Source organism: uncultured Desulfovibrio sp. (assembly GCF_910584445.1).
Taxonomy (GTDB): domain Bacteria; phylum Desulfobacterota; class Desulfovibrionia; order Desulfovibrionales; family Desulfovibrionaceae; genus Desulfovibrio.
The window spans coordinates 13,233-38,019 of sequence record NZ_CAJUBO010000006.1 but is presented as its reverse complement, the minus strand read 5'-3'; the positions used below and the strand labels follow the sequence as shown (position 1 = coordinate 38,019).

Annotated in this window: 19 protein-coding genes and 2 pseudogenes; 4 read left to right on the top strand and 17 right to left on the bottom strand. The window is 66.2% G+C overall.

All coding sequences use genetic code 11. The annotated features are described in order from the left end of the window. From QZ294_RS04095 to QZ294_RS04080, 4 genes are all read right to left on the bottom strand, one after another. Entirely contained in the window at positions 1–687 is a 687-nt protein-coding gene (locus QZ294_RS04095) for an ABC transporter ATP-binding protein (protein WP_297047126.1), read from the bottom strand. Between the two features lie 2 nt (positions 688–689). Then, entirely contained in the window at positions 690–1,919 is a 1,230-nt protein-coding gene (locus QZ294_RS04090; RefSeq protein WP_297047124.1) for an ABC transporter permease, read from the bottom strand. Positions 1,920–2,000: 81 nt separating this feature from the next. Next, positions 2,001–3,614 (bottom strand): dephospho-CoA kinase, encoded by a 1,614-nt coding sequence (locus QZ294_RS04085; RefSeq protein ID WP_297047122.1) that lies wholly within the window; start codon positions 3,612–3,614, stop codon positions 2,001–2,003. Further along, a complete protein-coding gene (locus QZ294_RS04080; protein WP_297047120.1) occupies positions 3,611–4,969 on the bottom strand; it encodes an SH3 domain-containing C40 family peptidase in 1,359 nt (452 codons plus the stop codon). The genes QZ294_RS04085 and QZ294_RS04080 overlap by 4 nt, the downstream gene beginning before the upstream one ends. Positions 4,970–5,188: 219 nt before the next feature. Here QZ294_RS04080 and QZ294_RS04075 point away from each other — a divergent pair, with 219 nt between their 5' ends. After that, on the top strand, positions 5,189–5,749 hold the full coding sequence (locus tag QZ294_RS04075; protein WP_297047119.1) for a hypothetical protein: 561 nt from the start codon (positions 5,189–5,191) through the stop codon (positions 5,747–5,749). An 87-nt stretch (positions 5,750–5,836) separates the two neighbouring features. Then, positions 5,837–6,376, top strand: coding sequence for a bifunctional pyr operon transcriptional regulator/uracil phosphoribosyltransferase PyrR (pyrR, locus tag QZ294_RS04070; RefSeq protein ID WP_297047116.1), 540 nt, complete (start codon positions 5,837–5,839; stop codon positions 6,374–6,376). A 96-nt stretch (positions 6,377–6,472) separates the two neighbouring features. Here the strand turns inward: pyrR and QZ294_RS04065 are convergent, their stop codons facing one another. Next, positions 6,473–8,038 carry a lysylphosphatidylglycerol synthase domain-containing protein gene (locus tag QZ294_RS04065; RefSeq protein WP_297047114.1) on the bottom strand — a complete coding sequence of 522 codons (1,566 nt, stop codon included), beginning with the start codon at positions 8,036–8,038 and terminating at the stop codon, positions 6,473–6,475. Positions 8,039–8,291: 253 nt separating this feature from the next. On the opposite strand from QZ294_RS04065, the gene greA reads away from it, so the two are divergent. Then, positions 8,292–8,780, top strand: a complete 489-nt coding sequence (greA, locus tag QZ294_RS04060; protein WP_297047112.1) for a transcription elongation factor GreA — start codon at positions 8,292–8,294, stop codon at positions 8,778–8,780. A gap of 30 nt (positions 8,781–8,810) precedes the next feature. On the opposite strand, the gene QZ294_RS04055 is transcribed toward greA, so the two are convergent. The 5 genes from QZ294_RS04055 to ybgF all read right to left on the bottom strand — a co-directional run bounded on the left by QZ294_RS04055 (position 8,811) and on the right by ybgF (position 16,514). Beyond that, on the bottom strand, positions 8,811–11,669 hold the full coding sequence (locus tag QZ294_RS04055) for a glycosyltransferase (protein ID WP_297047110.1): 2,859 nt from the start codon (positions 11,667–11,669) through the stop codon (positions 8,811–8,813). A 151-nt stretch (positions 11,670–11,820) separates the two neighbouring features. Further along, on the bottom strand, positions 11,821–12,741 hold the full coding sequence (locus QZ294_RS04050; protein WP_297047108.1) for a manganese-dependent inorganic pyrophosphatase: 921 nt from the start codon (positions 12,739–12,741) through the stop codon (positions 11,821–11,823). Positions 12,742–12,949: 208 nt separating this feature from the next. Next, complete coding sequence (locus tag QZ294_RS04045; protein ID WP_297047107.1) at positions 12,950–13,945, bottom strand: tyrosine recombinase XerC; 996 nt, start codon at positions 13,943–13,945, stop codon at positions 12,950–12,952. Then, complete coding sequence (dprA, locus tag QZ294_RS04040; RefSeq protein ID WP_297047105.1) at positions 13,942–14,967, bottom strand: DNA-processing protein DprA; 1,026 nt, start codon at positions 14,965–14,967, stop codon at positions 13,942–13,944. Before dprA ends, QZ294_RS04045 begins: the two co-directional genes overlap by 4 nt. 179 nt (positions 14,968–15,146) lie before the next feature. Further along, positions 15,147–16,514: a tol-pal system protein YbgF gene (gene ybgF, locus QZ294_RS04035; RefSeq protein WP_297047103.1), complete on the bottom strand. Its 1,368-nt coding sequence runs from the start codon at positions 16,512–16,514 to the stop codon at positions 15,147–15,149. 168 nt (positions 16,515–16,682) lie between these two features. On the opposite strand from ybgF, the gene QZ294_RS04030 reads away from it, so the two are divergent. After that, positions 16,683–17,627 carry a hypothetical protein gene (locus QZ294_RS04030; protein WP_297047101.1) on the top strand — a complete coding sequence of 315 codons (945 nt, stop codon included), beginning with the start codon at positions 16,683–16,685 and terminating at the stop codon, positions 17,625–17,627. Between the two features lie 24 nt (positions 17,628–17,651). Here QZ294_RS04030 and QZ294_RS04025 read toward each other — a convergent pair whose 3' ends face one another. From QZ294_RS04025 to QZ294_RS03995, 7 genes and pseudogenes are all read right to left on the bottom strand, one after another. Beyond that, positions 17,652–18,917, bottom strand: coding sequence for a glycosyltransferase (locus QZ294_RS04025; protein WP_297047099.1), 1,266 nt, complete (start codon positions 18,915–18,917; stop codon positions 17,652–17,654). Then, positions 18,914–20,194 (bottom strand): glycosyltransferase family 9 protein, encoded by a 1,281-nt coding sequence (locus QZ294_RS04020; protein ID WP_297047097.1) that lies wholly within the window; start codon positions 20,192–20,194, stop codon positions 18,914–18,916. Before QZ294_RS04020 ends, QZ294_RS04025 begins: the two co-directional genes overlap by 4 nt. Positions 20,195–20,370: 176 nt before the next feature. Beyond that, positions 20,371–20,670, bottom strand: a pseudogene (locus QZ294_RS04015) (flagellin); the annotation flags it as partial. A gap of 780 nt (positions 20,671–21,450) precedes the next feature. Continuing rightward, a pseudogene (locus QZ294_RS04010) lies at positions 21,451–22,008 on the bottom strand (flagellin); the annotation flags it as partial. Positions 22,009–22,332: 324 nt separating this feature from the next. Continuing rightward, entirely contained in the window at positions 22,333–22,740 is a 408-nt protein-coding gene (locus QZ294_RS04005; RefSeq protein ID WP_297047095.1) for a hypothetical protein, read from the bottom strand. 194 nt (positions 22,741–22,934) lie between these two features. Then, on the bottom strand, positions 22,935–24,305 hold the full coding sequence (gene miaB, locus QZ294_RS04000) for a tRNA (N6-isopentenyl adenosine(37)-C2)-methylthiotransferase MiaB (RefSeq protein ID WP_297047093.1): 1,371 nt from the start codon (positions 24,303–24,305) through the stop codon (positions 22,935–22,937). Between the two features lie 17 nt (positions 24,306–24,322). Further along, positions 24,323–24,700: a hypothetical protein gene (locus QZ294_RS03995; protein WP_297047092.1), complete on the bottom strand. Its 378-nt coding sequence runs from the start codon at positions 24,698–24,700 to the stop codon at positions 24,323–24,325. Positions 24,701–24,787 lie beyond the last annotated feature (87 nt).

The window sequence follows — 24,787 nt, the reverse complement described above, 5'->3', positions numbered from 1 at the left end:
CTAGGCAAAAACTTTCTCATAGAGAGCCCCCGCTCGAAGTTCCAGGCCGCGATCCATGCGCGCGGCCAGTTCCTGATTGTGCGTCACGATGACCAGGGTCATGCCCAGTTCGCGATTCAGCTCAAGCAGCAGATCGCCCACCTGGGCGCCGGTATTCTCGTCAAGGTTGCCGGTCGGTTCGTCGGCCAGAAGCACCCGCGGGCGCATGAGCAGCGCCCGGGCAATAGCCACGCGCTGGCGCTCGCCGCCGGAGAGGGTGGCGGGCTTGCTGTCCATGCGGCGCGCAAGCCCCACGCGTTCAAGCATGGCGCGGGCGTGCGGCGCGATTTCCGCGAACCGTTTTCCGCTGATGAGCGCAGGCATGGCGACATTTTCCAGCGCGGAAAATTCCGGCAGCAAATGATGGAACTGAAAGACGAAGCCCAGGCTCTTGTTGCGGAAGGCCGCCTGTTCGTCCGGACCCATGGCGGCCATATCCCGCCCGTCAAAACGGACGGTCCCGGCGGTGGGCCTGTCCAGCGCGCCCATGAGGTGCAGCAGGGTGGACTTGCCCGAACCCGAGGCCCCCACGATGGCAAGGGCCTCCCCCTCTTCCACCGCAAGATCGAGATGCCGGAAAATCTCCAGATCTTCCTCCGCGCCCGGGAAGGACTTGCTCACATCGGAAAAAACGTAGATGGCGGCCATGGCTATTCGTACCGCAGGGCTTCGGCTGGTTCCAGCCGGGCGGCCTGGCGCGCCGGATACAGGGTGGCGAGGAAGCAGAGGAGCATGGCGCTCGCGCCTACGATGAGGACATCGGAGAGCGTGATGCTGATGGGCAGATGGTCCAGCGTATAGACATTTTCCGGGAGCTTGATGAAGCGGTAGCGCTTGAGCAGCCAGCCGAGTCCGAGGCCGAAGCCATAGCCGAGCAGCGTGCCCACAAGCCCGATGATGCAGCCCTGGAGCATGAAGATGCGACGGATCATGCCGCGTGTGGCGCCCATGGACATCATGACCGCGATATCGCGGGTCTTTTCCATGACGAGCATGACCAGACTCGTGACGATGGAGAAGGAGCCGATAAGCACCACCATTGCCAGCAGGATGAACATGCCGATCTTTTCCAGCTTGAGGGCGGCAAAGAGATTGGCGTTCATGTCCATCCAGGTGCGGACGTAGAACGGCGCGCCGAGGGCCTCGGCCAGCCGGATGGCGGTTTCGTCGGCGCGGAAGAGGTCGCGGACGGTGATCTCGATGCCCGAGAGAAAGCCGGGGGGCAGGCCCAGCACATCGCGCGCGGCCTCCAGGCTGACAAAGGCCAGCGAGGAATCGTACTCGAACATGCCGGTCTTGAAGATGCCCACCACTTCAAAGGGGCGGATGCGCGGGGAATAGCCGGCGGCGCCCTTCTGGCCGGCCGGTGACAGCAGGTTGGCGCGGCTGCCCACGAACAGGCCGAGGCGGCGGGCAAGCTCGTCGCCCACGATGATGCCGGGCGTTCCCTCGCGCTCCAGGTCTTTTGCCTGGCCGGAGCGCAGTTCCGTGAGCATGGAGAGCACGGTGGGGGCCGTGGCGGGGTCGATGCCGCGCAGAACAACGCCCTTGACGCCGCCCCCGGCGGAAAGCATGACTTCCGTATAGATGAAGGGCATGGACCCCGTGACACCCTCCACCGCGCGGATGCGTTCCAGCAGCGCGGGCGTGTCCTGCTCAAAGGCCGCGGGCACATGGGACATGACGATGCCGTGGGCGTTGGCGCCCAGGATCTTGTCGCGCATGTCGGTGGTGAGTCCGTTGTAGACGCCGAGCACGAGCACCAGCGCGCCGACGCCGAGAGCCACGCCGAGGATGGACATCAGTGAGATGACGTAGATGAAGGTCTGCTTGCGCCGTGAAAACAGGTAGCGCAAGGCCACGAAGAGTTCGAAAGACATTTGCGGCATTTTGGCCCAGCTTCGGGCAAGATTCAAGAGTTTTTTTAGAGCATTTTTCCTCCGGCCCAAGGCCGCCGGGCCTCAGGCATCGGATTCCTGCGGCGGTATCGGGGCGGCATTCGCGTTCCAGAGCGTTTCCAGCCGGCGGCGCAGGGCGTTTTCTTCGGCGCGCCGCTGCTCGGCGAGCGTGGTCAGCACTTCGCCTGCCCGTGCCGCCAGGGCTTCGCGCGATCCCGTATTGTCCACACAAATATCGCAGGCGCCCAGTTTGCGCGTTTCCGGCCATTGCCAGGATTCCAGGGCGGCCATCCTGGCTTCGTCCCAGTGGCGGTTCGCCGCCATGCGTTGCCACCGCGTCCCGCGCGGGCAGGCGACGCCGATGGTCACGGGCCGGGGGACAAATGCCGTTTGCCAGCCGCATTCAAAATAGAGCGGCACTTCCGCCACGGCCACGGCTGCGCCGTCGCTCTCTTCCGCCTCCCAGAAATTTTCCAGATCCCGATATACCAGGCCATGGACCACGCGCTCCAGTTCCGCGCGCAACGGCGCGTCATCCTGCAGGGCCGTCATGAGCGCGTTTTTGTCAACAGCGCCTTCAGGGGTGAGGAACGCCTCCCCCTTCAGGGCGCGGAGCCAGGCGGCGGCTTCTCCCTGCCGGGCATAGAGCGCGGCGACATCCGCATCCGCGCTGAAGGTGGGGATGTGCCGGGCGGCCATGGACTCGCGCAGGGCGGATTTTCCGCTGCCGGGATTGCCCGTGATGACGATGCGCTCCATCCGGCGGCAAATGCGGAGGATGGTCTCGGGAAAATCCTCGGGCGGGGGGTCCGAAAACTCCAGCATCTCCCCGCTGCGCGGATGGGGAAAGCGCAGCCGCCAGGCGTGGAGCATCTGGCGCGGCGCCCGGGCGCGCGCCGCTGCCGGCGCATAGACGCCGTCGCCCAGCAAGGGGTGCCCCATATGGGCGAGATGCACGCGGATCTGGTGGGTGCGGCCGGTGAAGATCCGCACGGCGAGCAGGGAAGCGCTGCCGTCCTGTGCATGCCAGAGGCGGCGCCAGCGGGTGTGGGCCGCTTTGCCCCCCTTTGCGGCGGGAACAACGGCCATGCGGGTCTTGAGGCTGGGGTGGCGTCCCAGCGGTTCCCTGCATTCGCCGCGCTCCGGCGCAAGCCCGTCCACCAGAGCGAGATATTCCTTGCGGACCTCCCGGCGCGCGAAGGACCCGCTCAGCGACAGGCGCGCCGGTTCCGAAAGCGCCACCACCATGAGACCGCTCGTATCCTTGTCGAGCCGGTGGACGATGCCGGGGCGCTCCCCTTCCAGTTGCGCCAGCTGCGGAAAACGGCCCAGAAGCCGCTGGACGAGCGTGTGCTCCGGGCAGGAAGGGCAGGGATGCACCGTGAGTCCGGCAGGCTTGCGGCAGACGAGGAGATCCCGGTCCTCATGAACGATGCAGAGTTCGCCCGCTTCCGGGGCAAGGCGGCTCTCCGTTTCCGGCAGGTCGAGGCGCACCGTCTGGCCGGTGCGGGGGCGGAAATCCGGCGCGGAGACCGCTGTTCCGTCCACCAGCGCGCATCCCTGGCGGATGGCCCGCTGCACGGCGCCGCGCGAGAGTCCGGGAAGCGCCTGGCTCAGGATGCGGTCCAGCCGCTCGCCGTCCTCTTCCCGGGCAACGGCATGTTCCAGGCGTTTCACGGGCGCGGCCCGGCGGGCGTGGTAAGGGTGCGGAGCCTGTCCACGAACGTCACGGGACGGTAGAGATTCTTCAGCTCGCTCCCCGGTGTCAGCGAGGTGACCACGGCCCTGCCGATGACGCAGCGGGCATCATCGTCGCCGTCTTCCACCACGCGCACGCCCCAGACATTGTGGAAGATGGCCGGGCGTCCCTTGTACGGTCCCACATAGAGCATGATGTGCCCGCGCATGCCCACAAGGCTCAGGAAGGGCACGCCGTCCGCCAGGACGCGCGCTTCTTTTTCCCTGGCGCTCAGGCCCTCCAGCGGCACCACGACGCCGCGCCGCGCCTGGGCCACGGAATTGCGCGGCAGCCAGATGCCGAAGGGCGTGAAAAGATCGCGGGTAAGGGCGGAACAGTCGCGCTCGCCGAACATGCCGCCCCAGCCGTACGGCTGCCCCATCATGACATTGCCGACCATGGCAACATTGCCGGGCGTGAGCGGCAGCGGCTTGCGGGCAGCCACCCCGGCGGGCAGGGTGACTTCCGCGCCCGCGGCCATGCCGTCCGGACCCCTGAAGGGAACAAGAACATCGCACGCGCCGTCGGCATGGACGCGGACGAGCGGGAAGACCGCGCCGATGCCGGCCTCCTGCCCCGCCGGACCGGGCAGGCGCACCCTGTCGCGCAGCAGGGCCGCAAAGGTGCCGCCGCGCCAGAGCTGCCTGAAGGCGTCATCCACAAACGCCACATCTCCGGCGTCCACCCATCCCCCGGCCACGGGACATTCCACAAAGTACCAGCGGCCATCCAGACTGGCGTGGGCCACAAGGAGCGGCGTGCCCGGCGGCAGGAGCGAATACTGGAAATAATCGAAAGGATTGGCCCTTGGGTCGGGCGTTGGCTCGGAAAAGCGCGGCTCGTGCGTCGGCATCTCGCGCAGATCGGTGGCGCGCAGCGTGATGGCCCGTGCCGCGCGCGAAGGGAAGGCCGCAAGATGCGCGTTGCGGGCCATGGCGTCCCATTCCTCCTGGCTCCAGCGGGCGCCGTCCCTCCGAAAACCGCGGGCCTTGCGGAAGATGCTCCCCACGTCACGCCTGCGCATGCTCGTTTTCGTCATCTCCCACGGGCCAAAGAAAATACGGTCGAAACCGGCATCCATGGCGGCCTGGGCATCGGCGTCAAGCAGGCGGCGGTCGCTGCCCGCATGGCGGGCGTAAACTTCCAGATTCTGGGGAAAGTCGCGCAAGTCCCGGGGCGTCTGCATCCAGGAAGGCAGCGTGCCGTCGCGGGTGGGCACGTTTTTGCCCGCGCATGCCGCCAGCAGGCAGGCGGCGAGACAGAGAAGGACAAAACGGAAGCGTGTGCGTCGCATGGAGACCGCCTTTGTGGAACACCGAAACGCGCGGCGTGAAGGCCGCGTCCGGCGTCATGGGAAATGCGTGGCGATTCCGTCCTATAGCACCCCGCCAGCGGGCAGGCAATGGCAACGGACATGCCAGCGCGCGTCGCGCTTGACCGCGCGCGGCAATGCGCTTATGCGTGAAAAATGCTCCGCCATTCCATGTTGTTCCCGGCGGAGCCTGGAGGGCGTATGCGAAAAGCTCCCAAAGGCTTCTGGCACTATCTCGAGACCTGGCGCGGTCTCTTTCCGCGCAGGCGGTCTGTGCGCTGGCGCGGCACCTGGCTCCAGAACGGCTATTGCCGTGATTGCCGGTACTGTTGCGGGCCGCAGGACTCCAGCGTGCCATTTCCCATGGCGCTCCTGCCGTCCCAGATCCGTCCCGATCTGGACAAGGATTTTTTTCTGCTCGACGGGGACACCGCCTATATAGGCGCCCAGGGCTGCAAATCGGACACGGCGCGCGGCTGCCGCCTGCCGCTTGCGCTCAGGCCGGTGGCCTGCGGTCTGTTTCCGCTGGTGCTCGCCAATGGCGGTCTCTTTCTGTATAAAACCTGTCCCGCTGTCCTGTTCACGCCCCTGCTCCGCTTTGCCGATCTGGGGCTTGAGGCGGCGCACTTTTTGCGCCGTTTCAGCCTTGAGGAACTGCGGCACATTTCGCTGGAACTCCCGTGTGAGACCCTGTCGCGGGACTATATCGATCTGCGTATCTCGCTCTTTGATGCGGAAGGCAGCGCGGAGATCCTCCGCTGAGGCATCCGTCGCGGCGCGAAGGTCATGGGCGATTTTTCGCCAGAGAACGTCTGATACGTTTATTTCCTGTGTACAAGAGAGGATCTGATGGACGAGACCACACTTTTGCTTGAAAAAGACGAGATGGGGCGCGTCCTGGAGCGGCTTGCCGCCCAGGTGCTGGAGCGGCACCCCCGGTGCGCGGGGCTTATGCTCGTGGGCATCCAGCGGCGCGGCGTGGACCTCGCCCGGCGCCTCGCCGGCCTGCTCGAGGCCCGCGCCGGGGTGCGCGTGCCTCTCGGCACGCTGGATATCAATCTTTACCGGGATGACTGGACGAGCCTTGAGGGCAAACCCCATATCGGCACGTCACATATCCCCGAAAGTCCCGATGAACGCGTCGTCCTTCTGGTGGATGACGTGCTCTTCAGCGGCCGCACCGTGCGCGCCGCCCTGGAGGCGATCCTGGACTACGGCCGCCCCCGGGCGGTGGAACTGGCCGTGCTTGTGGACAGGGGACACCGGGAATTGCCCATCCATGCCGACTATGTGGGGCGCCAGATCACCACGGAACGTGACTGGCATGTGGATGTCCTTCTGGAGGAGCGGGACGGCGAGGATGCGGTGAAGCTGAGCATGCGTCATTAGGGTCTGGACCTGTTGTGTGACTGCTGGCTCGGGATGTGGCAGCTTGTGCAATGCCACAATCATCCGTCAAAAACAGCCTTTTTTGCGCTGTCGGCGTCACGCCTGCCGCTGCCGGTGCTGCCGGCGCCTCCGGCGCTGCCGCAACAGGAGCCGCCAGCACCACGAGACCATGAGCACCACCGTGATGCCGAGGAATGCGCGCAAGGTGCGGGAGGCATTGAAGGGGCGTTCGAATCCCCAGGTGGTCGCCCTGTCCCAGGCCGGGTGATACAGGAACCAGCCCAGAAGAAAGACCAGACCGAGCGCCGCCAGCGCGCCGAAGAGCCAGTAGGCGGGAATGGGTTCCTCCCAGAAGAAGGAGCGGCGATAAAAGCGCCTGTGCGCCAGGCACACGGCAAGCAGGACGACCGCCACCATGAGGGCCGGTTCCCACGCCAGGCCCTTGAGCAACGCCCCGATGATACCGAAACAGAGCAGGCCCGTTGCCAGATGGAAGGCGCGGGCCTGACGCCGTTCCAGCCCGTAGGCCACAAAAAGCAGGGCCGCGCCGGAGAGCGCGCAGACGAAATGCCCGACCCCGAGCACGCCCATGGGCAGCCATTGCGTGAGCAGGGCGATGGTGCGCGGCGCGGTGGGGAGCGTGGCGGAGACAAGCAGGATAAGCCCGGCCACAAAGACCAGGTAGGCGCTGATGGAGTGCGAGAGCACGGAAAGCCAGCGGCCCGCCTCGCGGAGCATGGAACGGCGCTGGCGCGCCTCGTAGGCGGCGAGCAGGAGCGCCGCCGCAAGGAGCGGAAGGATATAATAGATGAGACGAAAGAGCAGGACCGCCGCAAAAACGGCCTGTTCATGGCTCGTGTGCGAGAGTTCGAGGATGACAAGCTCGAAAACGCCCACACCGCCTGGAATATGCGTCAGCACCACAGCCACCTGCGCCATGAGGTAGCTGGGCAGAAAATCCAGGAAGCTGATGCCGATGTCGCCGGGCAGCAGCACATACATGCAGGCCGCCGCCGCCACGATGTCCACCCCGGCAACGATACATTGGGCCACGGCGATGCGCGGCGCGGGAAAGACAAATTCCCTGCCGAAAATATGGACAGGCTTGCGCATGGTGAAACAGAGCACCAGATAGGAGCAGGCCACGAGGGTGAGCAGCAGCCCGAGGACGCGCACATCCTTGATGGGCATGTTCGTGAGCAGTTCTTCCGGAATATAGGGGGGCGCCAGCAGGAAGATGACGCCGCACAGGCCAAGCGCGCCCACCCAGAACGTGACGGCAAGCATGAGGACGAGGCGCACGATCTCCGCCAGCGAAAAGCCCCAGGCGGAATAGAAGCGGTAGCGCACGCTCGTGCCCCCGAGGAGCGCCCCGAAATTGTAGCTCACGGCCTGCCCGACGAAGGAGACCAGCCCCACCCGCGGCAGCGGGAGCTTTTTGTGGATGGCCTTGAGGGCCAGCCAGTCGTAGCCCACGAGGATCATGTAGTTGATCACCATGAGCACCAGGGAGACGCCGATGCGGCCATAGGAGATCTGCTGGATGCTCTCCCGGATCTGGGCGATGCTGTAGGCCTTGAGCTTGTGGTAGAGCAGATAGACGGCCAGCAGGAAGATGCCGGTCACGAGCAGGGGCCCCAGATAGCGCAGGTACTTTTTCATGGCAAAATGTCGGGAGGCTTGCGCGCGGCCGCGGTCGCCGCGCCGGTGTCAGCATATACGTCCGCCCCGCGGCGCGCAAGCGCAAAGCTGCCGCTGCCGGGCATGGCGCGCATGGGGTTGACTCTGGCGCGCATGCCGTCTAGGATGCGGTTTCAGGGCAGCCGCGAGCGTTGCCTGTCTTCCCAAACATCCATGATGTCCCTGAGCCTGCGCTGCCTGTGCGGCGGAGGTTTTTTTTCGCATGAGGTCGAACATGACGAGCATTCCCATTTCCGTCCAGGGGTACAAGCGGCTTGAAGACGAGCTGGCGCGTCTGAAGAGCGAGCGCCCGGCCATCATCCAGGCCATCAAGGAAGCCCGTGAAGAAGGCGACCTGCGTGAAAACGCGGGCTATGACGCCGCGCGTGAGCGGCAGGGCATGGCCGAGGCGCGCATCAAATACATTGAATCCCGTCTGGCCCTGTATCAGGTGATCGATCTGGACACGCTCTCCGGCGACAAGGTCATCTTCGGCTCCACCGTGGAAGTTGAAGACGTGGACAGCGGCGAATCCCGGACGTTCACCATTCTCGGGCCGGACGAGGCGGACCCTGCCAAGGGGTCCATCTCGTTCCTTTCGCCGGTGGGGCAGGCCCTGCTCGGCAAGGAAGTGGGGGACGAGGTCAGCGTGGATATCCCTCGTGGCCGCGTTACCTATGAAGTGGTGGACATTTCGTTTCAGGGGAGCAAGGCCGTGGCCTGACCGGGCCGGCCGGGTCGAAGTCCATGGCATTCAGGGCGTCTGCTCTGGCGTTCCGTCAAGAATGAGCCGCCAGCCATAGTCCGGCGCGGCGCGCAGATTGGCATTGCGCTGGCCGTGCCGGCGCACGGTCGCGCCCCACTGGGCGCGGAAGTGTGCCTCCGCCTCCGGCGTCAGCGGCTCGTGTTCCGCATCCGCCGGAAGTTCCCAGTGCCCCCACGGCGAAACGAGGGTGAAGCGCCCCTCGGATTCCTGGCGCAGCGTGTAGTCCACGCCCGCGAGGCTGCCCATGCGGGCATCAAGTGCCCTCTCGTCAAGCAGGAGTTCCCTGCGGCAGGCCATGCATTCTCGGGCGACGCCCAGCGCATGCCGCGCCAGGAGGAACTGCCCCCAGCAATGGGTCCGCAGGTCTTCCGGCGTGGTGCCGCGCAGCAGCGGGAAGGGCAGGCCCGTCACATCCGGGGCGAACCCTCCGTTCCAGAGGACGCCCCGTTTCCAGACAAGCCCCCCCACCATGGCAAGATCCCGGCGCGCGGCCTGGACCACCAGCTGTTCCGGCCGGCAATCCAGGACCGGTGTCAGCCCGGCGTGCAGAAAGAAGAGCACGTCGCCCCGGGCCTCGCGGGCGGCCGCCCGGCAGGCATCGCTCCAGTGGCGCCCGACAGGGGGGAGAAGGCGGGGCAGGGGCATGATGTCCTCCGCCCAGTTCCAAGGCCGGGATGCCTCCGGGGCAAGCGGCTGCCAGCAGAACTCCGCGGGCATGCGCGCGGCCAGCGCCGTCAGGGCCTTCATGAGCGCCGGGGGCGCCGGACGCCCGGCGCAGCCCCGGTCCGCAAGGAGAATGACGCTGCACCGCAGCTGCGGAGGCACCCCGAGGACAAGCTTGAAAAAGTTGTTGCGGACGGATGCCGTCCCCTCGACCGTCTGCCCGCGTCTGCGCGCGCTTTCCGTGTGCGCCCGGCGCGTGGCCTCCAGCACATAGGGTTTTGCCGCGAGGCTGCCCGTGGTGCTCCCCTCATGGAAGCGCCAGTGATAGAGCACGCGCGGGATATGGGCCACGGCGCGCGGGTCGAGCCGTTCCGTGGCGCGCAGGCTGAGGTCCACATCCTGAGAGCCTTCCAGCCCCGGACGCAGGCCGCCGACGGCGCGCAACAGATCCGTTGCATAGGTGGCGAGGTGGCCCACGCTGTGGAGGTCGAAATCAAAATCGGGTTTGAAGATGGGGGTACGGCGCACGCCGTCGTCATCGATCTTGTCTTCGTCGCTGTAAATGAGGCGCACGCCGGGCCGCGCCGCTATGACGGCGGCTGTCTCCTCCAGGGCCGAGGGCGCGAGCAGGTCGTCGTGATCGAGCAGCGCCGCCCAGGGGGCATCCGCCAGGGCAAGGGCGCTGTTGGTCGCCCGCGAGATGTGGCCGTTCCTATCCCGCGTGATCAGCCGGATGCGCGGGTCCCTGGCGGCATAGGTTTGCAGCAGCTCCGGGATCTCCGGGTCTGTGGAGGCATCGTCGGCCACGCAGAGCTGCCAGCGATCATATCGTTGCCCCAGAACGGAATCCAGCGCTGCCGCAAGGTGCGCGGGGCGGGGATTCCACACCGGCATGAGCACGGCGATCTCCGGCCACTGGCCGCCCGCGTCCACCCGGCCGGCGGGAAGGGCAGGCTCGCGCAGTTCCATCCAGGCATCATAGGAGGAAGGCGCGGCATCCAGCGAACAGGTCCATACGCCGGCGTTGGCAAGGGCGCGCATCCCCGGCCTGAGCAGGCTGTGATGGAATCGCGCCTGGCTCCGGCGCCAGCGCGCGGCTTCCGCGCCCAGCCCCGGCAGATGTTCGCGCCGGGCGAAATCCTCGATGTGCGCGGCCAGCGCGGCATACCATGCGAACATATGCGGAAGCATGCAGGGGAACGAACGGCAGTGGTCGATGAGACGTGAAAGCTCCGCCGCGTCGGAAGCGGCCAGCAGGCGCAGCAGGCTTGCCGGTTCGGGCGCGTGCCGCCAGCGCAGCCAGGCATCCGTCCAGCCGTCGCCCCGGGGCGCAAGCCCGGGTCCGCGCGGTCCCTCTTCCAGCCAGGGCGTGAGGCCATAGTCCAGGCCGTCGGCGCGGACATGGAGATGATAGTCCGGGTGCGCTGTGGCCGGGGGGATGCGTCCCCGCTGGACGAGGCTGTTCCAGCAGGCGGCGCTCCGCCAGCCGGCATGGATGTCGTCAAGCGAGGCCAGGGCCGTGGGTTCTGTGGAAAAGGCCGGCCGCCCCCCGCCGAGACGGAGGCAGAGGTCCAGGGGCGCAAGGTCGCCCAGTTCCGGCAAAAAACCGCCCGCCGCGCGCAGCTCGCTCTGGCGCACCATGAGGGCGTCTTCAAGGGCGATCTGGAAGCGCCGTCGCCGTTGCGTGAGCGGATGCGTGGCGGGAATGCCCTCATACAGCGCATGTATCTGACGCCGACTGTCGAAGACGCTGCCCAGATGACGCACGCGGCGCGGCGCTCCATCCCGCGCCGGCGCCAGCAGGAGCGGACCGACCCCCGCAAGGTCCGGCTCAGCGGCGAGGCGTGACGCCATGGCGCGCAGGCAGCCCTCTTCCGGTATGACGGCGGAGGAAAGAAAAAGGACGAATGTGGGGAGCGCGTTTTCGGCATCGGGCGTCATGGCCGCCAGAACGGCATTGGCGCCCTGCCGCCAGTCGCAGCCGCTGGGCAGGGGATGCCAGGCAAAGGCGCCCAGCGCGCCCTGGCGCGCGAGGCGCCCGCCCAGCGCGCGGGTCTCCTCCGCCACGGCGGGGGAGGCGTCTGACGGCCACAGGACCGTGACCAGCGGGCGACCGCCGGCATGCCCCAGCGCCGCGAGGCTGGCCCGCGGATCGGCGCCGCCATGGAGAAAAACCAGCGTCATGCAGTTGCCGGAGGTCTCCGGTACCGGGGGGGACGAGGAAGGCATGCCCGCATGCTATGCCACTTGCCCCCGGTGTGCAAGGAAGCCCCGGCAAAGGAAAAGGCCGGGACCGGATGTCCGGTCCCGGCCTGGGGATTAGCGGCGGCCCTGGCTACTTGAAGGCCTTTTCAAAGTTGGGCACCACCTGCTTCTTGCGGCTCATGACGCCGGGCAGCCACACGGAGTCGCCCTCGACCTTGACGTCGAAGGCGGCTTCCACCACGGCGGGGTCGTCGGAAACGATGAGCATTTCCGAACCTTCCTTCATGATGTCCGTCAGCAGGAGGAAGACGCTGTGGTTGCCTTTTTCGCCCTTGACGCGGGCGATCTCTTCACGCAGGCCGGCCTTGACCGCGTCGAGGATGGAAAGGTCCACCACCTCGAGCTGGCCGATGCCGACCTTCTTGCCGTTCATGTCAAAGTCCTTGTAGTCACGGAAGACGAGGTCGCGCATGGGCGTGCCGTCAACGGCGCTCTTGACCTTGAACATTTCCATGCCCAGGGCCACCACGTCATCCACGCCGGCGATGGCGGCAAGCTCGGCCACGGCCTTTTTGTCGGCCTCGGTGCAGGTGGGCGACTTGAAGATGACCGTATCCGAAAGGATGGCGCACAGGAGGCCGCCCGCGATGTTCCGCGAAAGCTCCACGCCGTAGAAGTCATACATGTTCTTGAGCACCGTGCCCGTGCAGCCCACCGGCCAGATCCACGCCTCGAGGGGGGAGGCGGTGGTCACGTCGCCCAGCTTGTGGTGATCGACGATGCCGAGCACGGTGGCCGAATCCATGCCCTTCGGGGCCTGGGGCAGGTCGGAGAAGTCCACGAGGAAGACGTCCTTCCCGGCCACATCGGTGACGACCTGCGGCGCGGTAAGCCCGAATTTTTTGAGCACGAATTCCGTTTCGGGAGCGGGCGCGCCCTGGGCGGCGGGGGTCACGTCAATACCGCGCTTCGCATAGAGGTCGGCGGCGGCAATGGCGGAAATGATGCTGTCGGTGTCGGGGTTCATGTGACCAATGACTACTGCGGACATGAAGATGCCTCCTTTGTGCGCCGCCAGGATGCGGCAGGCGATGCCATGGGATGCGGCTCACAGACGCCGCGTTGTTCTCTTTAGCACAAAGTCCCCTCCATGCCAAGACCCGTGGGAACATTTCCCTGCTTCCCCGCCGCGCGGCCTTCCCGGAAGGCGGGGCCATGGCGCCCGCGCATGAAGCATGGCCGCCCGGGCCGGTATTCCGCTATGCTTTCTTTGCGCGGGGATGCGCCTGATCGTAGATACGCATGAGCCGTTCCAGGCTGACCTGGGTATAGCGCTGTGTTGTGGCGAGGCGCTTGTGCCCGAGCAGCTCCTGAACGCTGCGCAGGTCCGCCCCGGCATCCAGAAGATGGGTGGCGAAGGAATGCCGCAGCGCGTGCGGCGAGATGCTCACGTCAAGGCCCGCCTCGCGGCAGAGGCGGGCGATGCGGCGTGCCGCCTCGCGGCGGTCGAGGCGTCCGCCCCGCGCGCCCACGAAGAGCGCCGGGCAATCCACGGCGGCAAGGTAGGGCCGTTCCTCCAGCCACGCGCGAAGCGCATGCAGGGACGCGTCCGAAAGGGGGGCCATGCGTTCGCGGGCGCCCTTGCCCATGACGCGCGCCATGCCCTCCGCAAGCTGGATGTCGTCCAGATCCAGCCCCAGCGCCTCGGAGATCCGCAGGCCGGAGCCATAGAGGAGTTCCGCAAGGGCAAGATCGCGGCAGCGCAGGCGTGCCGCATCGGGACTTTTGGGGGCGGCCGCCGGTGATGCGGGATCCGCGCCCAACAGGGCGCGGGCTTCCTCCACATTGAGGATGCGCGGCTGGCGCCGTTCCTGGCGCGGATTGCGTACCAGAGCGGCGGCATTGGCATCCGTCAGGCCCCGGCGCTGCAGATGGCGAAAGAAGGTCCGCGCCGCCGCGAGCTTGCGCGCCATGGTGCTGCGCGCCATGCCCTGACGGTAGAGCTGGCCGATCCATGCCTGGATGTGCCGGTAGTCGACGTCCTCCGGGTGTCCCATATCCACGCCCCGGGCAGCCAGGGCGCGGACAAGCTGGTCGAGGTCCGCGGCATAGGCCGCGCGCGTGGTTTCGGGCGCGCCCCGTTCCACCGTCAGCCATTCAAGAAACTCCGCCACAAGCCGTGCCGCTTGGGGTGAGGGCCGGACGGGGGCGCCGGGAGCGCCGCCGGCAGAAGTGGGCGGCCGGGAACGCTTCATGACGTGGCCTCATAGCGCGCGCCGGGGAGCCTGCGTACCTCGCCCAGGATCTCAAGCCCGACGAGCAGGGCGCTGAGTTCCGCCACGGGGATTTCCAGCGCCTGCGCGAGCGTGTCGATGTGCACGGCGCCATTGGCGCGCAGGTGGGCGAGTACAGATGCCTTGCGGTCTGCGGTGCCCAGTGTTTCCGCCGCCGCGCGGGCGGCTCCGGCGAGGGGCGGCGCGGGGGACGGCGCCGGCGGGGCGTCATCCTCCGGCGGCAGGTTCGCTTCGCTGATGCTGAAGGGGCGCAGGACTTCGGCAAGGTCGCGGAGGATATCCTCAACGCTGAAGACCGGCCGCGCGCCCTGGCGGACCAGCTCCTGACACCCGGCGCACTGGGCATCAAGCGCCGGGCCGGGCACGGCAAAGACCTCACGGTCCTGCTCCAGCGCCATGCGCGCCGTGATCAGGCTCCCCGAACGGCTTGCGGCCTCGACCACCACCACGCCAAGCGCAAGGCCGCTGATGATGCGGTTGCGGATGGGGAAATTTCCCGCCAGTGGCGGCGTGCCCGGGGCGAATTCGGAAACAAGGAGGCCCCGGCGCCCCATGTGGTCGAAGAGTTCCCCCCCGGAACGGGGGTAGATGCGGTCGATGCCGGTACCGAGAACGCCGATGCTCCGGCCCACGCCGTTCAGCGCCGCCGCGTGCGCCACGCTGTCGATGCCCTGGGCCATGCCCGAGATCACGGTGATGCCGCAGGCGGCGAGACGGCGCGCCATATGCGCGGCCACCTCCAGAGCATGGGGAGCGGCGCGGCGCGAACCGACCACGGCGATGGCGGGAGCGCGGAGCAGCGAGGCATCGCCACGGCAGTAGAGCAGGGCCGGGGCGTCGGGAAGCTCGCGAAGCAAGCGGGGAAAGGCGCGATCGGTCCACAGGAGGATGGCGGCGTCGAGGGCGCGGGCGTCATCCCACTCCCTGCGCGCTCCGGCGCGCCAGGCCCCTGTGGCAAGTTCCCCGGCCTGGTGCCTGTTCACTCCGGCCTGAACCCATTGCCCGGGCGCGCGGACAGCCGCATACGCGGAGCCGAAGGTCCGGAGCAGGCGCGCGCGGGAGCGCGGCCCGATGCCCCGGCAATGCCGCAGGGCGAGCGTTGCCCAGTATTCGGTGCGCCCCGCCTCATCCAGCGCGGAAAACGGACGCGGCTGCGCGTCGCTCAGCGCGCCACCCCCATGGCCCGTGCCCGGCGCGCGGCGTCGGAATTGGGGAACTGCGTCATGAGCGCGCGATACTTTTCCGCCGCGCCGGCCTTGTCGCCGAGGCGGCTCAGGGTCATGCCCGCCTTGAGCAGGGCGTCCGCGTTCTTGTGGTGCCGCGGATGCGTGGCGTTCACGCCCTGGAACTGCGCGAGCGCGTCCTGATACTTGCCCTGGGAGTACAGGCACTCGCCGATCCAGTATTCGGCATTGGCCGCGTAGCGTCCGTCGGGGTACTGCTGGAGAAAGTCGCGGAAGAGGCGGATGCCTTCGGTCGTCCTTCCGGCAAGGGTGGCATTGAGGGCGGCCTTGTAGGCGGCTTCCTCCCCGCGCGGAGAGGCAGCGCGCGGCGTCGGCGTCACAGCGGGCGCCGCCTGGGCCTGGGCAGCGGCCGTTTGCGGAGCGGCCGCGGGTGCCGTGGGTGCCACTGGCTGCGGCTGCCCCACGGGCGGAAGATCGGGATGCTCCGGCGGCAGGGCAAGGCTGGAGGCGGGGATGGCGGGCACAGGAACGGCGGTGCCGGTCGCGGCGCTCGCGGTTTTTGCCGGTGCCGCCTGCGTTCCGCTGGTGGCCGGGGCCTGCGCTGCCGGCGGAAGGTCGACGGGCGGCAGGGCCGCCGGAGCCGGCGCGGTCTGGGCGGCAAGGGAGCCGGACGGCCCGGCGACGGCTTCGGGACGGCCCACGCTGCCTGTGGCGCCCGCGCTCCGTTCCGCCTGGCCCCGTTCCGTCTGGGTCCGCGTCGTTCTGGAAACAGCGACAGGCGCCGGGATGGGCGTTGGCGCGGCAGCCGGGTCGATCATCCTGCCGATGGGGGGCGTCGCCGCGGCATTTTGCGTGCCGGAAGCGGCCGCGGCGGAGGCGGAAGCGCCCTGCGCGGCCTGGTTGCGGGCGGCGGCCGCCCTGCGCGCCGAGGCAAGGAGCGCCTCGGCCCGGCTGTTGGGATGCGTTGCGCGGGGCGCCGCTGCGCTACCCGCCACGGGCGCCGCGGCTGTTGCGGCCGGAGCTGACGACGCGCCCGTGGGCGCCGCGGCCGCGGTCGCGGGGGAAACGGCCGGCGCCTGCGTCGGCGGCACGATGGGCACCACGGTCATGGAGGTCTTCTTGCCGTTGCGGGTGCGGACCTCATAGACGCGGTTGTTGAGCTGCGCCACCTGGGAATTGAGGGACGAGACGCTTGTTTCAAGGTTTTTCAGGCGTTGCTCGTTTTCTCTCAGGAGCCGGGTGTTGGTTTCGCTTGCGGATTCAAGCTGGTGCACCTGGCCGTTGGAAGCGCAGCCGAGCATGCCCACTGCCAGCGCCATGACCGGGATCTTCAGGAAGTTTTTCATTTCCCCCTCCGGCTTTTTTGTGCCCCAAAGTGACGGATATTTCAAGGAGTCTTGCGGGACGGGCGTTTTTGGGGCAAGAAAGATGCGGTTTTGCCCTGCGCCGGGATGCGTTCCGGCGTGGGCGGGCCGCAACCCGCAACCGCCGGCACGCGGCATGGGAGCCTTCGCATGAACGCCCTGGAACAGATCCTTTCCGCCTTTCCCCATCTGCGGACGGCATTTGACGCCCTGAGCATCATCGTTCCGCTCTTCGCGCTTTTCGCCTTTGCCGGCATGGGGTTCATTTCGGCCACGGCGCGCATCCTCGCGGACACGAAGGGCAGGAGTTCGTTTGAGAAATGCGCGCGGCAGCTCGCCTTTCTGGGCATGATGCTCGGCTGGATACTGCTCGTGGGCGGCCGGGTCTGGCTGCATTTCACGCGGGACGTCTATGCGCCGGGCAGCGTGGGGGCCTATTTTCTGGAAATGAGCTGGCTGCTCCTGAGCCTGGGCGTCATGCTGAACAGCGTGTACTATACGCTCTGGCGCGTGCTCAGGGAGCTGCCCATCCTGCATGCGACCATCGGCATGATCAGCGCCGCGCAAAGCAGTTTTGCCGTTGTCGCCGTCCTCGGCACGGCGCGTCTTCTGGCGGCCTTTGCCCACCCGGGAGCCGCCGCCCCCGGATTGCTAAACCTGCTGCCCGGCGACTGGTCCTCGCCACTGTGGACGGTCATGGCCTGCACCGTGCCCCTGCTGCTGGCCGTGCCCGCCGCCGCCGGCGCGTTCTGGCTGCCCCTCAGGCGCACGCGCGACGATTTCGGCCGTGACCACTACAATGCCATGATCCCCTGGTGCGCCGCATGGGCGCGCAATGCCTGGGCCGCGCTCTGGCTGGTGCTTGTCGCGTTCACTGCCCTTCGGATCTCCCAGACCTGGGGCGACGGGGGCTTTACCTGGCAGGAGGCCATTCTGGAAAGCTCGCGCCTTCTGTTCTGGCTCATCCCCGTCCTGCTCTGGACGCTGGTGCGGCGCAGCCCCGTGCCCCTGCGGCACAAGCCGACCCTTGCGGCGGCCCTGCTCATCGCCATGAGCTTCATGCTTCCGTATTATCTGGACCTCACGGCATTTTAGCCGCCAGCGGCTGCCCGGCGCAGGCTATTTTTTGTATTGCTTGCGCCATTCGTCCAGAAAGAGCAGGCTGGTCTCCGCTTCACTGAGGGGACCCGTGCGCCGGCGCAGCCGGTCCATGACATCCGCGAATGCCGCATGCGGCGGCAGACCAAGCCCGGCGGTCAGCCGTGCCAGTTCTTCGCGCAACGGGGCGTCAAGGTCGGGCGTGTCCCCGTCCTCACGCCGGTCGTCCCGCCACGGGCCGAGGCGGGTCTCCATGGCTTCGAGCAGCGCCGTCATGCGCTGCTGATAGGTATGCGCGGCGAGCGCGCGCTCCCGCGCGCGGCGCGCGTAGGCTTCCCGCTCCTGCGGATGGGCGAGGAAGTAGTCGATCTTCCTGTAGAATTCTTCAGGCGTGTCAAAGGTCGCCAGTTCGTCCGGGCCGAAGAGTTCATCCATGAGCGAACGGCGGTCCACAAGCTGGAACGCGCCCATGGCCGCCAGCTCGAAGGTGCGCGGATTGACGAAATCCCCATGGCTGACGAGATCTTTCGCCGACATGCTGGAGTGCAGGTTGAGATTCACCCTGGCGGCGTTGTAGATCCTGACGCTTTCCTCCTCGCTGATGCGGCGGCCCTGCCGCTGGATATTGCCCGCAAGCAGGGGTTCTCCCTCCCAGTCCGAACCCCAGATCTTGAAATCCCGCCCGGCGAGCGGCCGGAAGGCCACCCGGCGGTTGGGGTAGCCCGCGCCGAGAAAGGCGATGTCCGAACCGTATTCCCGCTGTTCGGCGGGGCTGAGCGCAAGGGGCCTGTGAAATTCCGGCAGGGCCGCCAGCGGCAGATAGAGGGCATGCGGCTGGCCGATGGCGGCGAGTTCCGAAAGGAATGGCTCTTTCTGGATGACCGCGAACAGGTCATAGAGCGGCGCATAGGTCCGCCAGTAGGTAAAGAGGCGGTGATCCTCCACAAACCACATGGCCGTTCGCACCCCCGCGCGACGCAGGCGCTGGAGCAGGTTGCGGCTCATGGGCGCCTGGGCCAGCGCGAGCACAAGATGGGGACCCAGTTCCTCGGCCTGCGCCCAGATGGCCTGGGCGACCACCTGCAGAAAGGCCGCTTCGAGCGGCGCCCTGCGCGCGGGCGCAAGGTCAAGCCTGCCCAGGCCCGTGAAGGCCGGGTGAAGTTCCGGGGCCTCGAACACGCGCACCGTATGCCCCATGTCGCCCAGGGCGCGCGCGCAATAGCGGCCGATGGGCAGGGAACCGCCGTACATGGGCAGCACCACGAGAACGCGCAGGGCCTGTGTCATGCGTACCTCCCTTGCGGCAGCATCCATTCGGAGTCGGGCAGCAGAAGTTCCCGGAGGCGGCGCAACTCGCCGGCCGTTTCAGGGGTGTCGGGCGCGGCGTCCGCCACCGCTCCCGGCGGAAGGCCCAGCCATTCCGCCAGCAGGGCGCGGGCGCTCCGGCGCAGGCGGCCATCCGCGTCTTCACCCGCCGAGAGGCGCAGGGTCGCGCCGAGGGCGTCCAACCCGCTTTGCCAGCATTGCAGCCCGGCGGGAAGCGCGGGCGCGGCGCCTGCATCGGGGGCGGCCCAGGCGCGGGCCAGAAGGCGCGGGAAGTGCTCGTCCCGAAACGCATCAAGGCAGGCCACATTGCGGGGGCACGGGGCGGATTCCAGACAGGGCGCGCAGGCGGGGCAGGCCTGCCATACGCTGTGCCCCAGGCCATAGGGACCGGTCTCGTGGCACCAGGCGGACGAGAGGAAAAAGGCCAGCGTGGGCACCCCCAGATGCGCGGCCAGGTGCATGACGCCCGTATCGGGCGTGACGAGAGCATCCAGCCCCGTGACGGCATCCGCCAGGCCCCGCCAGTCCGTTTTGCCGCTGAGGTCCTCGACCTGCCGCGTCATTCTGGGCGGCAGCAGCCGCAGGAGCCTGTGCGCGGCGGGGCGTTCGGCGGCGCTGCCCAAAAGGACGATGCGCGGACCGCCCAGAAGGCCGGAGAGCGTCTGGATCACGCTCGCCAGCACGGGCGACGGCAGCGAACGGCGCGCCTCGCGTCCGGCAAGCGCCACGCCGAGGCCCTGGCCTCCGGGCCTTGCCACGGGATTGACGCGCTCCGGCGCCAGCGGGGACGGCGCGAACCAGGCCCAGAAATCCACCAGATTCAGAGGGGAGGGCCGCCGTCCCCTGCTCAGCTGAAAGGCGAGCCGCGCCCAGGGCGAACGGAGAAGGCCGCCTTCCGAGGCCGGGGCCGGGCGGTAACCGATGACCCTTTCCGGCGCGAAGAGGCGGCAGATGGCTCCGGTAAGGCCGGAAAAGTTGCAGTTATAGACCGCATCCGGGCGGAGCGCGCGCAGCGCTGCAAAGGCCGGGCGGTTCGCCGCCATGGCCCGCGCCTCGTCATGCCCGTGGAGGAAGAGCGGATGGATGACGGCATCCGGATAGAGCAGACGCGCCAGCGTTTCCAGGCTTTCATCCACGGCAAGATGCACCTGCCCCTGCGTCTGGAGGGTGAGGACCAGCCGCTTGCTTTGGACAAGATCGCCAAAGCGCGCGGCCTGCAAGACAAGGAATTTCTCCATGGGGCACTCTCGCGGAGGGGGCCGGAGCGGGGTCCGGCCGTGACGTCTGCTGCCGCATGGTAGTCCATGCACCGGCGGGAGACAAGCGGGCCTTTCCACGAGGGAACGAAGAAAGCGTTAGCATCCCCGGCGGTTTTTCAGGCCGGGGCGATGACGCATGCGGGAGGCGACCGGAGCTAGGCCGACAGCAACCCCGCCATCATCTGTGGCAGGCTGTTGGCCTGGCTGAGCATGGCGACGCCCGCCTGGGTCAGAATCTGGTTGCGGACAAAGAGCATCATCTCGATGCCCACATCGGCATCGGAAATGCGCGCTTCGGCAGCTTGCAGGTTTTCGGCCTGCACCGTGAGGTTGGTCACGGTATTTTCCAGCCGGTTCTGTGTCGCGCCAAGGTTGGCGCGCACCTTGTCCTTGATGACAATGGAGTTGTCGATGCGCTCCAATGCCTGCTGGGCCTTGTCCTGCGTATCAATGGAAATGATGTCGCCCGTGGGCTTGACCCCACCGGGAAGATCGGGATTGAAGGGATTCACAGGATTGGGAGTCGGAACGCTTGCGGGATCCCAGTAAGCTTTTACTCCACAAGAAAGAATTCCTGGAAACCAGACAATTAAATCTTCTGTTGCCTCATCTATAGTCAGAGTTTCATAATCTTCCCATGTATCAGGAATGCCATTATTTGGATTAGCATCATATCTATCGGCGTCCCCAGAGTAACCAATATTCATTCCGTTATATGAAGTGTAGTTAAGATTTTTCCCCGTTGGGTCATACTTTCCCCCACCGTCATTTAGTTGTGTTTCATCAGAAGATGTAAATCCAAGCTGATTGCTATTTCCAGATATTGAATTGTCAATACCATTCCATATATCAAAAGATATATCATCTAGTGGTGTTCCAGCAAGATGTATCCCTGACTTTGTAAAAAGTTGTATGTCGTTATCACCAGGATATTTCCCGCCACTATATGAACCATACATATTAATAGTGATGCTTTTAGCCCCTTTTGGGATAACAAACATAAAATTTTGACTAAATTGTGTACTATTTGCTGTTGTGTACCATGTTCCTTGGTTTGGAATGATATCTTGAATTTGTATCAAATTATCAGTTGTATAATGAAGTGGCGCTGTATAACTATAATCATTTAGTGCTGGATTTTGGAAGGAGTCATTATTGGACGCATCTCCCTGTCCTGTTATAGCTGTATTATTGTGTGTATCCTGCCCTCCCAAGTCGAAAACTTCATGCTCCCTCAACCCCAAGCCGGACAGTGTGCAGTCCCCTATGGAAACATAGTAATAATCTTCCGCCGAGTCATTGCCCGAACCGAAATGGATCTTTAGCCTGCCTGTGGCCTCCAGGCCGCTGCCGTCATGCTCGCCTTCGCGGGAGCCGTCGAGCAGCTTGATGCCATTGAAGTCCGTGGCCTTGGCGATGCGGTCGATCTCCTCGGCCATTGCCTTGAACTCGGAGTCGATCATGAGGCGCTGGGTGGAATCGTAGGTTCCGGTGGCGGCCTGTTCGGCAAGCTCCTTCATGCGGATGAGCTTTTCATCAATAACAGCCAGCGCCCCATCGGCCACCTGGATCATGGAAATGGCGTCATTGGCGTTGCGCACGCCCTGCTGGAGCGCCGCGATGTCCGCCCGCATCAGCTCCCTGATAGCCAGCCCGGCGGCATCGTCATCCGCCGAATTGACCCGCAACCCGGAAGACAGCCGCTCCACCGAGGTTGCAAGACGGGAGTAGCTGTTTTTCAGGTTTCCGGCCGTGTTGGCAGCTAGCATATTGGTGTTGAGGGAGACCATCACGCGCCCCCTTGGGCAGCGGCGAAGGACGCGCGACAGTGCAAAATTTCAGCTATGATTCCGGGAAGATGGGATATTACGGAGGCGGAAGGACGCAGCCCGGGGGAGAAACCCGCAGCTACTGGCGGATGTATCGCGGGAAGACTGTTAAAACGCGGTGTTAATGTGTGTGTGTGTGTGTGTGTGTGTGTGTGTGTATATATATAGCAAAAATCATGCAGGCGCGCATCTTCAGCCTCCGGCGATGGAAGACGACGGGAACAGCACGTTGACGCATGTATCGTAGAGAAGCAATTTTTGTGCCATCATCGTTCGTCCCTCGGGGAGTCAGCGCGCGAAGTGCAGGATCCTGGCGGCGCCGGCCTTCATGCCGGAAGAAGCCGCGGCCTCCAGCGCGGGCAGATGCTCATAGGTCGCGCGGCAGCAGGGGCACTCCAGCCCGTGTTTTCTTTTGTCGAGGCGGATGAGTCCGCCTTCGGTCTCGTAACAGCGGGGGCAGAAGGGTCCCTGGCGCACGCCGCCCGTGTGGAGCCAGTAAAACCCGTTCTCCTCGAACAGGTTTTGCGCGAGGTAGAGGACATCCTCAAGGCTTTGCAGGCGAATTTTGAGCATGCTCATCTCATCGCGCAGGGCAATGCAGCGCGACTGCATCTCCATGAGCAGATGCCGCGCCTTTTCCGTCTGGCCGGAAGCAAAAAGGTCGTTGATTTCCTTGAAGCGGCGATAGTCCAGCATGGCAGTTCCCATCCCTTATGCCAGCCTATCGGAATATGGCGGCAAAACCTTTAGAGGGCGCCGGGGGCGGAAATCGTGGCCGCTGTATCGATATTTTCAAGAAAACAAGGATATTATATTTTTTCTCAAAATTTTCTCGCGGGCGGATTTTCTTGGGCGGGGCCTGCGGGGAAGAGGCGCCCGGAAGGGGCGGTTCAGCCTTGCGGCGGCAGCGCCTGAGCCACAAGGCTGTGGCGCCTGGACTCGATGATACGCACCGGGATCAGGCTGCCGGCGTGATCCGCATGGGCGGGCAGGGAGACATGGACAGGCACGCCATAGGGGTCGCGGCCCTGCCAGTCTTCGCGGGCGTCGGGACCTTCCGCCCCGCCGGGTTCCCCCTGCCTGCGGCTCTTCGCCTCCAGCAGGAGCGTGGTGGACTGGCCCACGCGGGCATCCAGCCAGCGTTGTCCGAGCCTGTCCTGAAGCGCCTGCAGGCGTTCCAGCCGCTCATGCTGCACGTGCGGCGCCACCTTGTCGGGAAAGCGCGTGGCCGCCGCGCCCGGCCTGTCCGAATAGCAGAAGGAAAAACTGGACATGAAGCCGCAGGCTTCCATCATCTCCAGCGTGGCCTGGAAGTCCGCTTCGGTCTCGCCGGGGAAGCCCACGATAAGATCGGTCGAAAGCGCAAGATCGGGGCGGGCGGCGCGCAGGTCCCGCACAAGGCGCAAAAAGGCGGCGCTGTCATATCTGCGCCGCATGCGCGCGAGCACCGCGTCCGAACCCGATTGCAGCGGCAGGTGCAGGCGGGGGCACAGCGCCGGCAGCGTGGCGAAGGCGGCGACATCGTCCGCGCCCATATCCTTGGGGTGGGGCGTCACATAACGCAGACGCTCAAGGCCGGGCAGGGCGGCGACCCGCTCCAGCAGGCGGAAGAAACTGGTGCCGTCCCCCGTTTTGTCCTGCCCGTAGGCGTTGACGTTTTGCCCAAGCAGGGTGATCTCGCGCGCGCCCCGGGCAATGCACAGCCTGCATTCCTCAAGGATGGCGCCGGCGGCGCGGGATTTCTGGCGCCCGCGCGTAAAGGGCACGATGCAGTAGGCACAGAAATTGTCGCAGCCCTGCATGATGGTCACCAGGGCCGAAGGCGCGCCGAGGCGGCCGGGCGCCGGCTCGCGTTCCGGAAAGCCCGGGGTGAAGGCGCACAGTGCGAGCCGGGTCTCCGGCTCGCGCAGCAGGCGCTCGATGGCTTGTGGGGCCTGGGCGATGCCGTCGCTCCCGGCCACCAGGCGCACCTGGGGCGAGCGCTCGAACAGAGCGGACCCCAGCTGCTGCGCCACGCAGCCCGTCACGGCCACCAGGACGCGCGCATCGTCGCCCGTGGCCTGCCGGACCCGGCCCAGGGCGCTCATGACTTTTTGTTCCGGCTTTTCCCGCACCGAGCAGGTGTTGATGATGACGACCTGCGCGTCCTCGAGCGGCGCCGTTGCAAAGCCCCGCGTTTCCAGCGCGGCGCCCAGCCACCCGGAATCGTGGACGTTCATCTGGCAGCCAAAGGTGATGATGTGGTAGGAGCGTGGCTGCATGGCGGCCTGTGGCGCGGTTATTGTTCCAGGCCCGCATCGGGGGTGAACATTTCGCCGCCGCCTTCTTCCTCCAGCGCGGCCACGCGGTCTTCGAGCCACTCCAGCACGGCGCGGGCGGTGTGGTAGTTGAGCAGGACGCGGCTGTGGATGTGCCGCGTGATGTCGCGCACCTCGTCGTTGCCGGGGATGATCTCGTGGCCGAGCGAGCCGTCGGGGGCGATGATCTGCTCGGAGCAGGCGGGCAGCGCGTCGCTCTCGTGATAAAAATTCATTTCGATCTCGCCCTGGGGATTGATGCCGCCCCAGACGCCGTGGGCGGCCTGGAGGCGGGCCTCCGGGGCCATTTCGTAGCGGTAGCGGATGCGGGAGGGCGCGGCTGTCTCGTCCTTGCTCATGGATCTTCCTTGGTTTTCAGGGGGAAAATTTTTCCCATGGATACGCAAGTCAGGGGCGGAAGTAAAGGGCGGCGCCCCGCGAGGCCG

Bases quoted from the DNA above. Each gene is read 5' to 3' on its own strand.
- miaB (WP_297047093.1), bottom strand. From the start codon at position 24,305: ATGCAGCCACGCTCCTACCACATCATCACCTTTGGCTGCCAGATGAAC.
- QZ294_RS04055 (WP_297047110.1), bottom strand. From the start codon at position 11,669: ATGACGCTGGTTTTTCTCCATGGCGGCGCCGATCCGCGGGCCAGCCTC.
- QZ294_RS04080 (WP_297047120.1), bottom strand. From the start codon at position 4,969: ATGCGACGCACACGCTTCCGTTTTGTCCTTCTCTGTCTCGCCGCCTGC.
- ybgF (WP_297047103.1), bottom strand. From the start codon at position 16,514: ATGAAAAACTTCCTGAAGATCCCGGTCATGGCGCTGGCAGTGGGCATG.
- QZ294_RS04090 (WP_297047124.1), bottom strand. From the start codon at position 1,919: ATGTCTTTCGAACTCTTCGTGGCCTTGCGCTACCTGTTTTCACGGCGC.
- QZ294_RS04050 (WP_297047108.1), bottom strand. From the start codon at position 12,741: ATGTCCGCAGTAGTCATTGGTCACATGAACCCCGACACCGACAGCATC.
- QZ294_RS04075 (WP_297047119.1), top strand. From the start codon at position 5,189: ATGCGAAAAGCTCCCAAAGGCTTCTGGCACTATCTCGAGACCTGGCGC.
- QZ294_RS04095 (WP_297047126.1), bottom strand. From the start codon at position 687: ATGGCCGCCATCTACGTTTTTTCCGATGTGAGCAAGTCCTTCCCGGGC.
- greA (WP_297047112.1), top strand. From the start codon at position 8,292: ATGACGAGCATTCCCATTTCCGTCCAGGGGTACAAGCGGCTTGAAGAC.
- pyrR (WP_297047116.1), top strand. From the start codon at position 5,837: ATGGACGAGACCACACTTTTGCTTGAAAAAGACGAGATGGGGCGCGTC.
- QZ294_RS03995 (WP_297047092.1), bottom strand. From the start codon at position 24,700: ATGAGCAAGGACGAGACAGCCGCGCCCTCCCGCATCCGCTACCGCTAC.
- QZ294_RS04065 (WP_297047114.1), bottom strand. From the start codon at position 8,038: ATGAAAAAGTACCTGCGCTATCTGGGGCCCCTGCTCGTGACCGGCATC.
- QZ294_RS04020 (WP_297047097.1), bottom strand. From the start codon at position 20,194: ATGGAGAAATTCCTTGTCTTGCAGGCCGCGCGCTTTGGCGATCTTGTC.
- QZ294_RS04025 (WP_297047099.1), bottom strand. From the start codon at position 18,917: ATGACACAGGCCCTGCGCGTTCTCGTGGTGCTGCCCATGTACGGCGGT.
- QZ294_RS04045 (WP_297047107.1), bottom strand. From the start codon at position 13,945: ATGAAGCGTTCCCGGCCGCCCACTTCTGCCGGCGGCGCTCCCGGCGCC.
- QZ294_RS04030 (WP_297047101.1), top strand. From the start codon at position 16,683: ATGAACGCCCTGGAACAGATCCTTTCCGCCTTTCCCCATCTGCGGACG.
- QZ294_RS04005 (WP_297047095.1), bottom strand. From the start codon at position 22,740: ATGCTGGACTATCGCCGCTTCAAGGAAATCAACGACCTTTTTGCTTCC.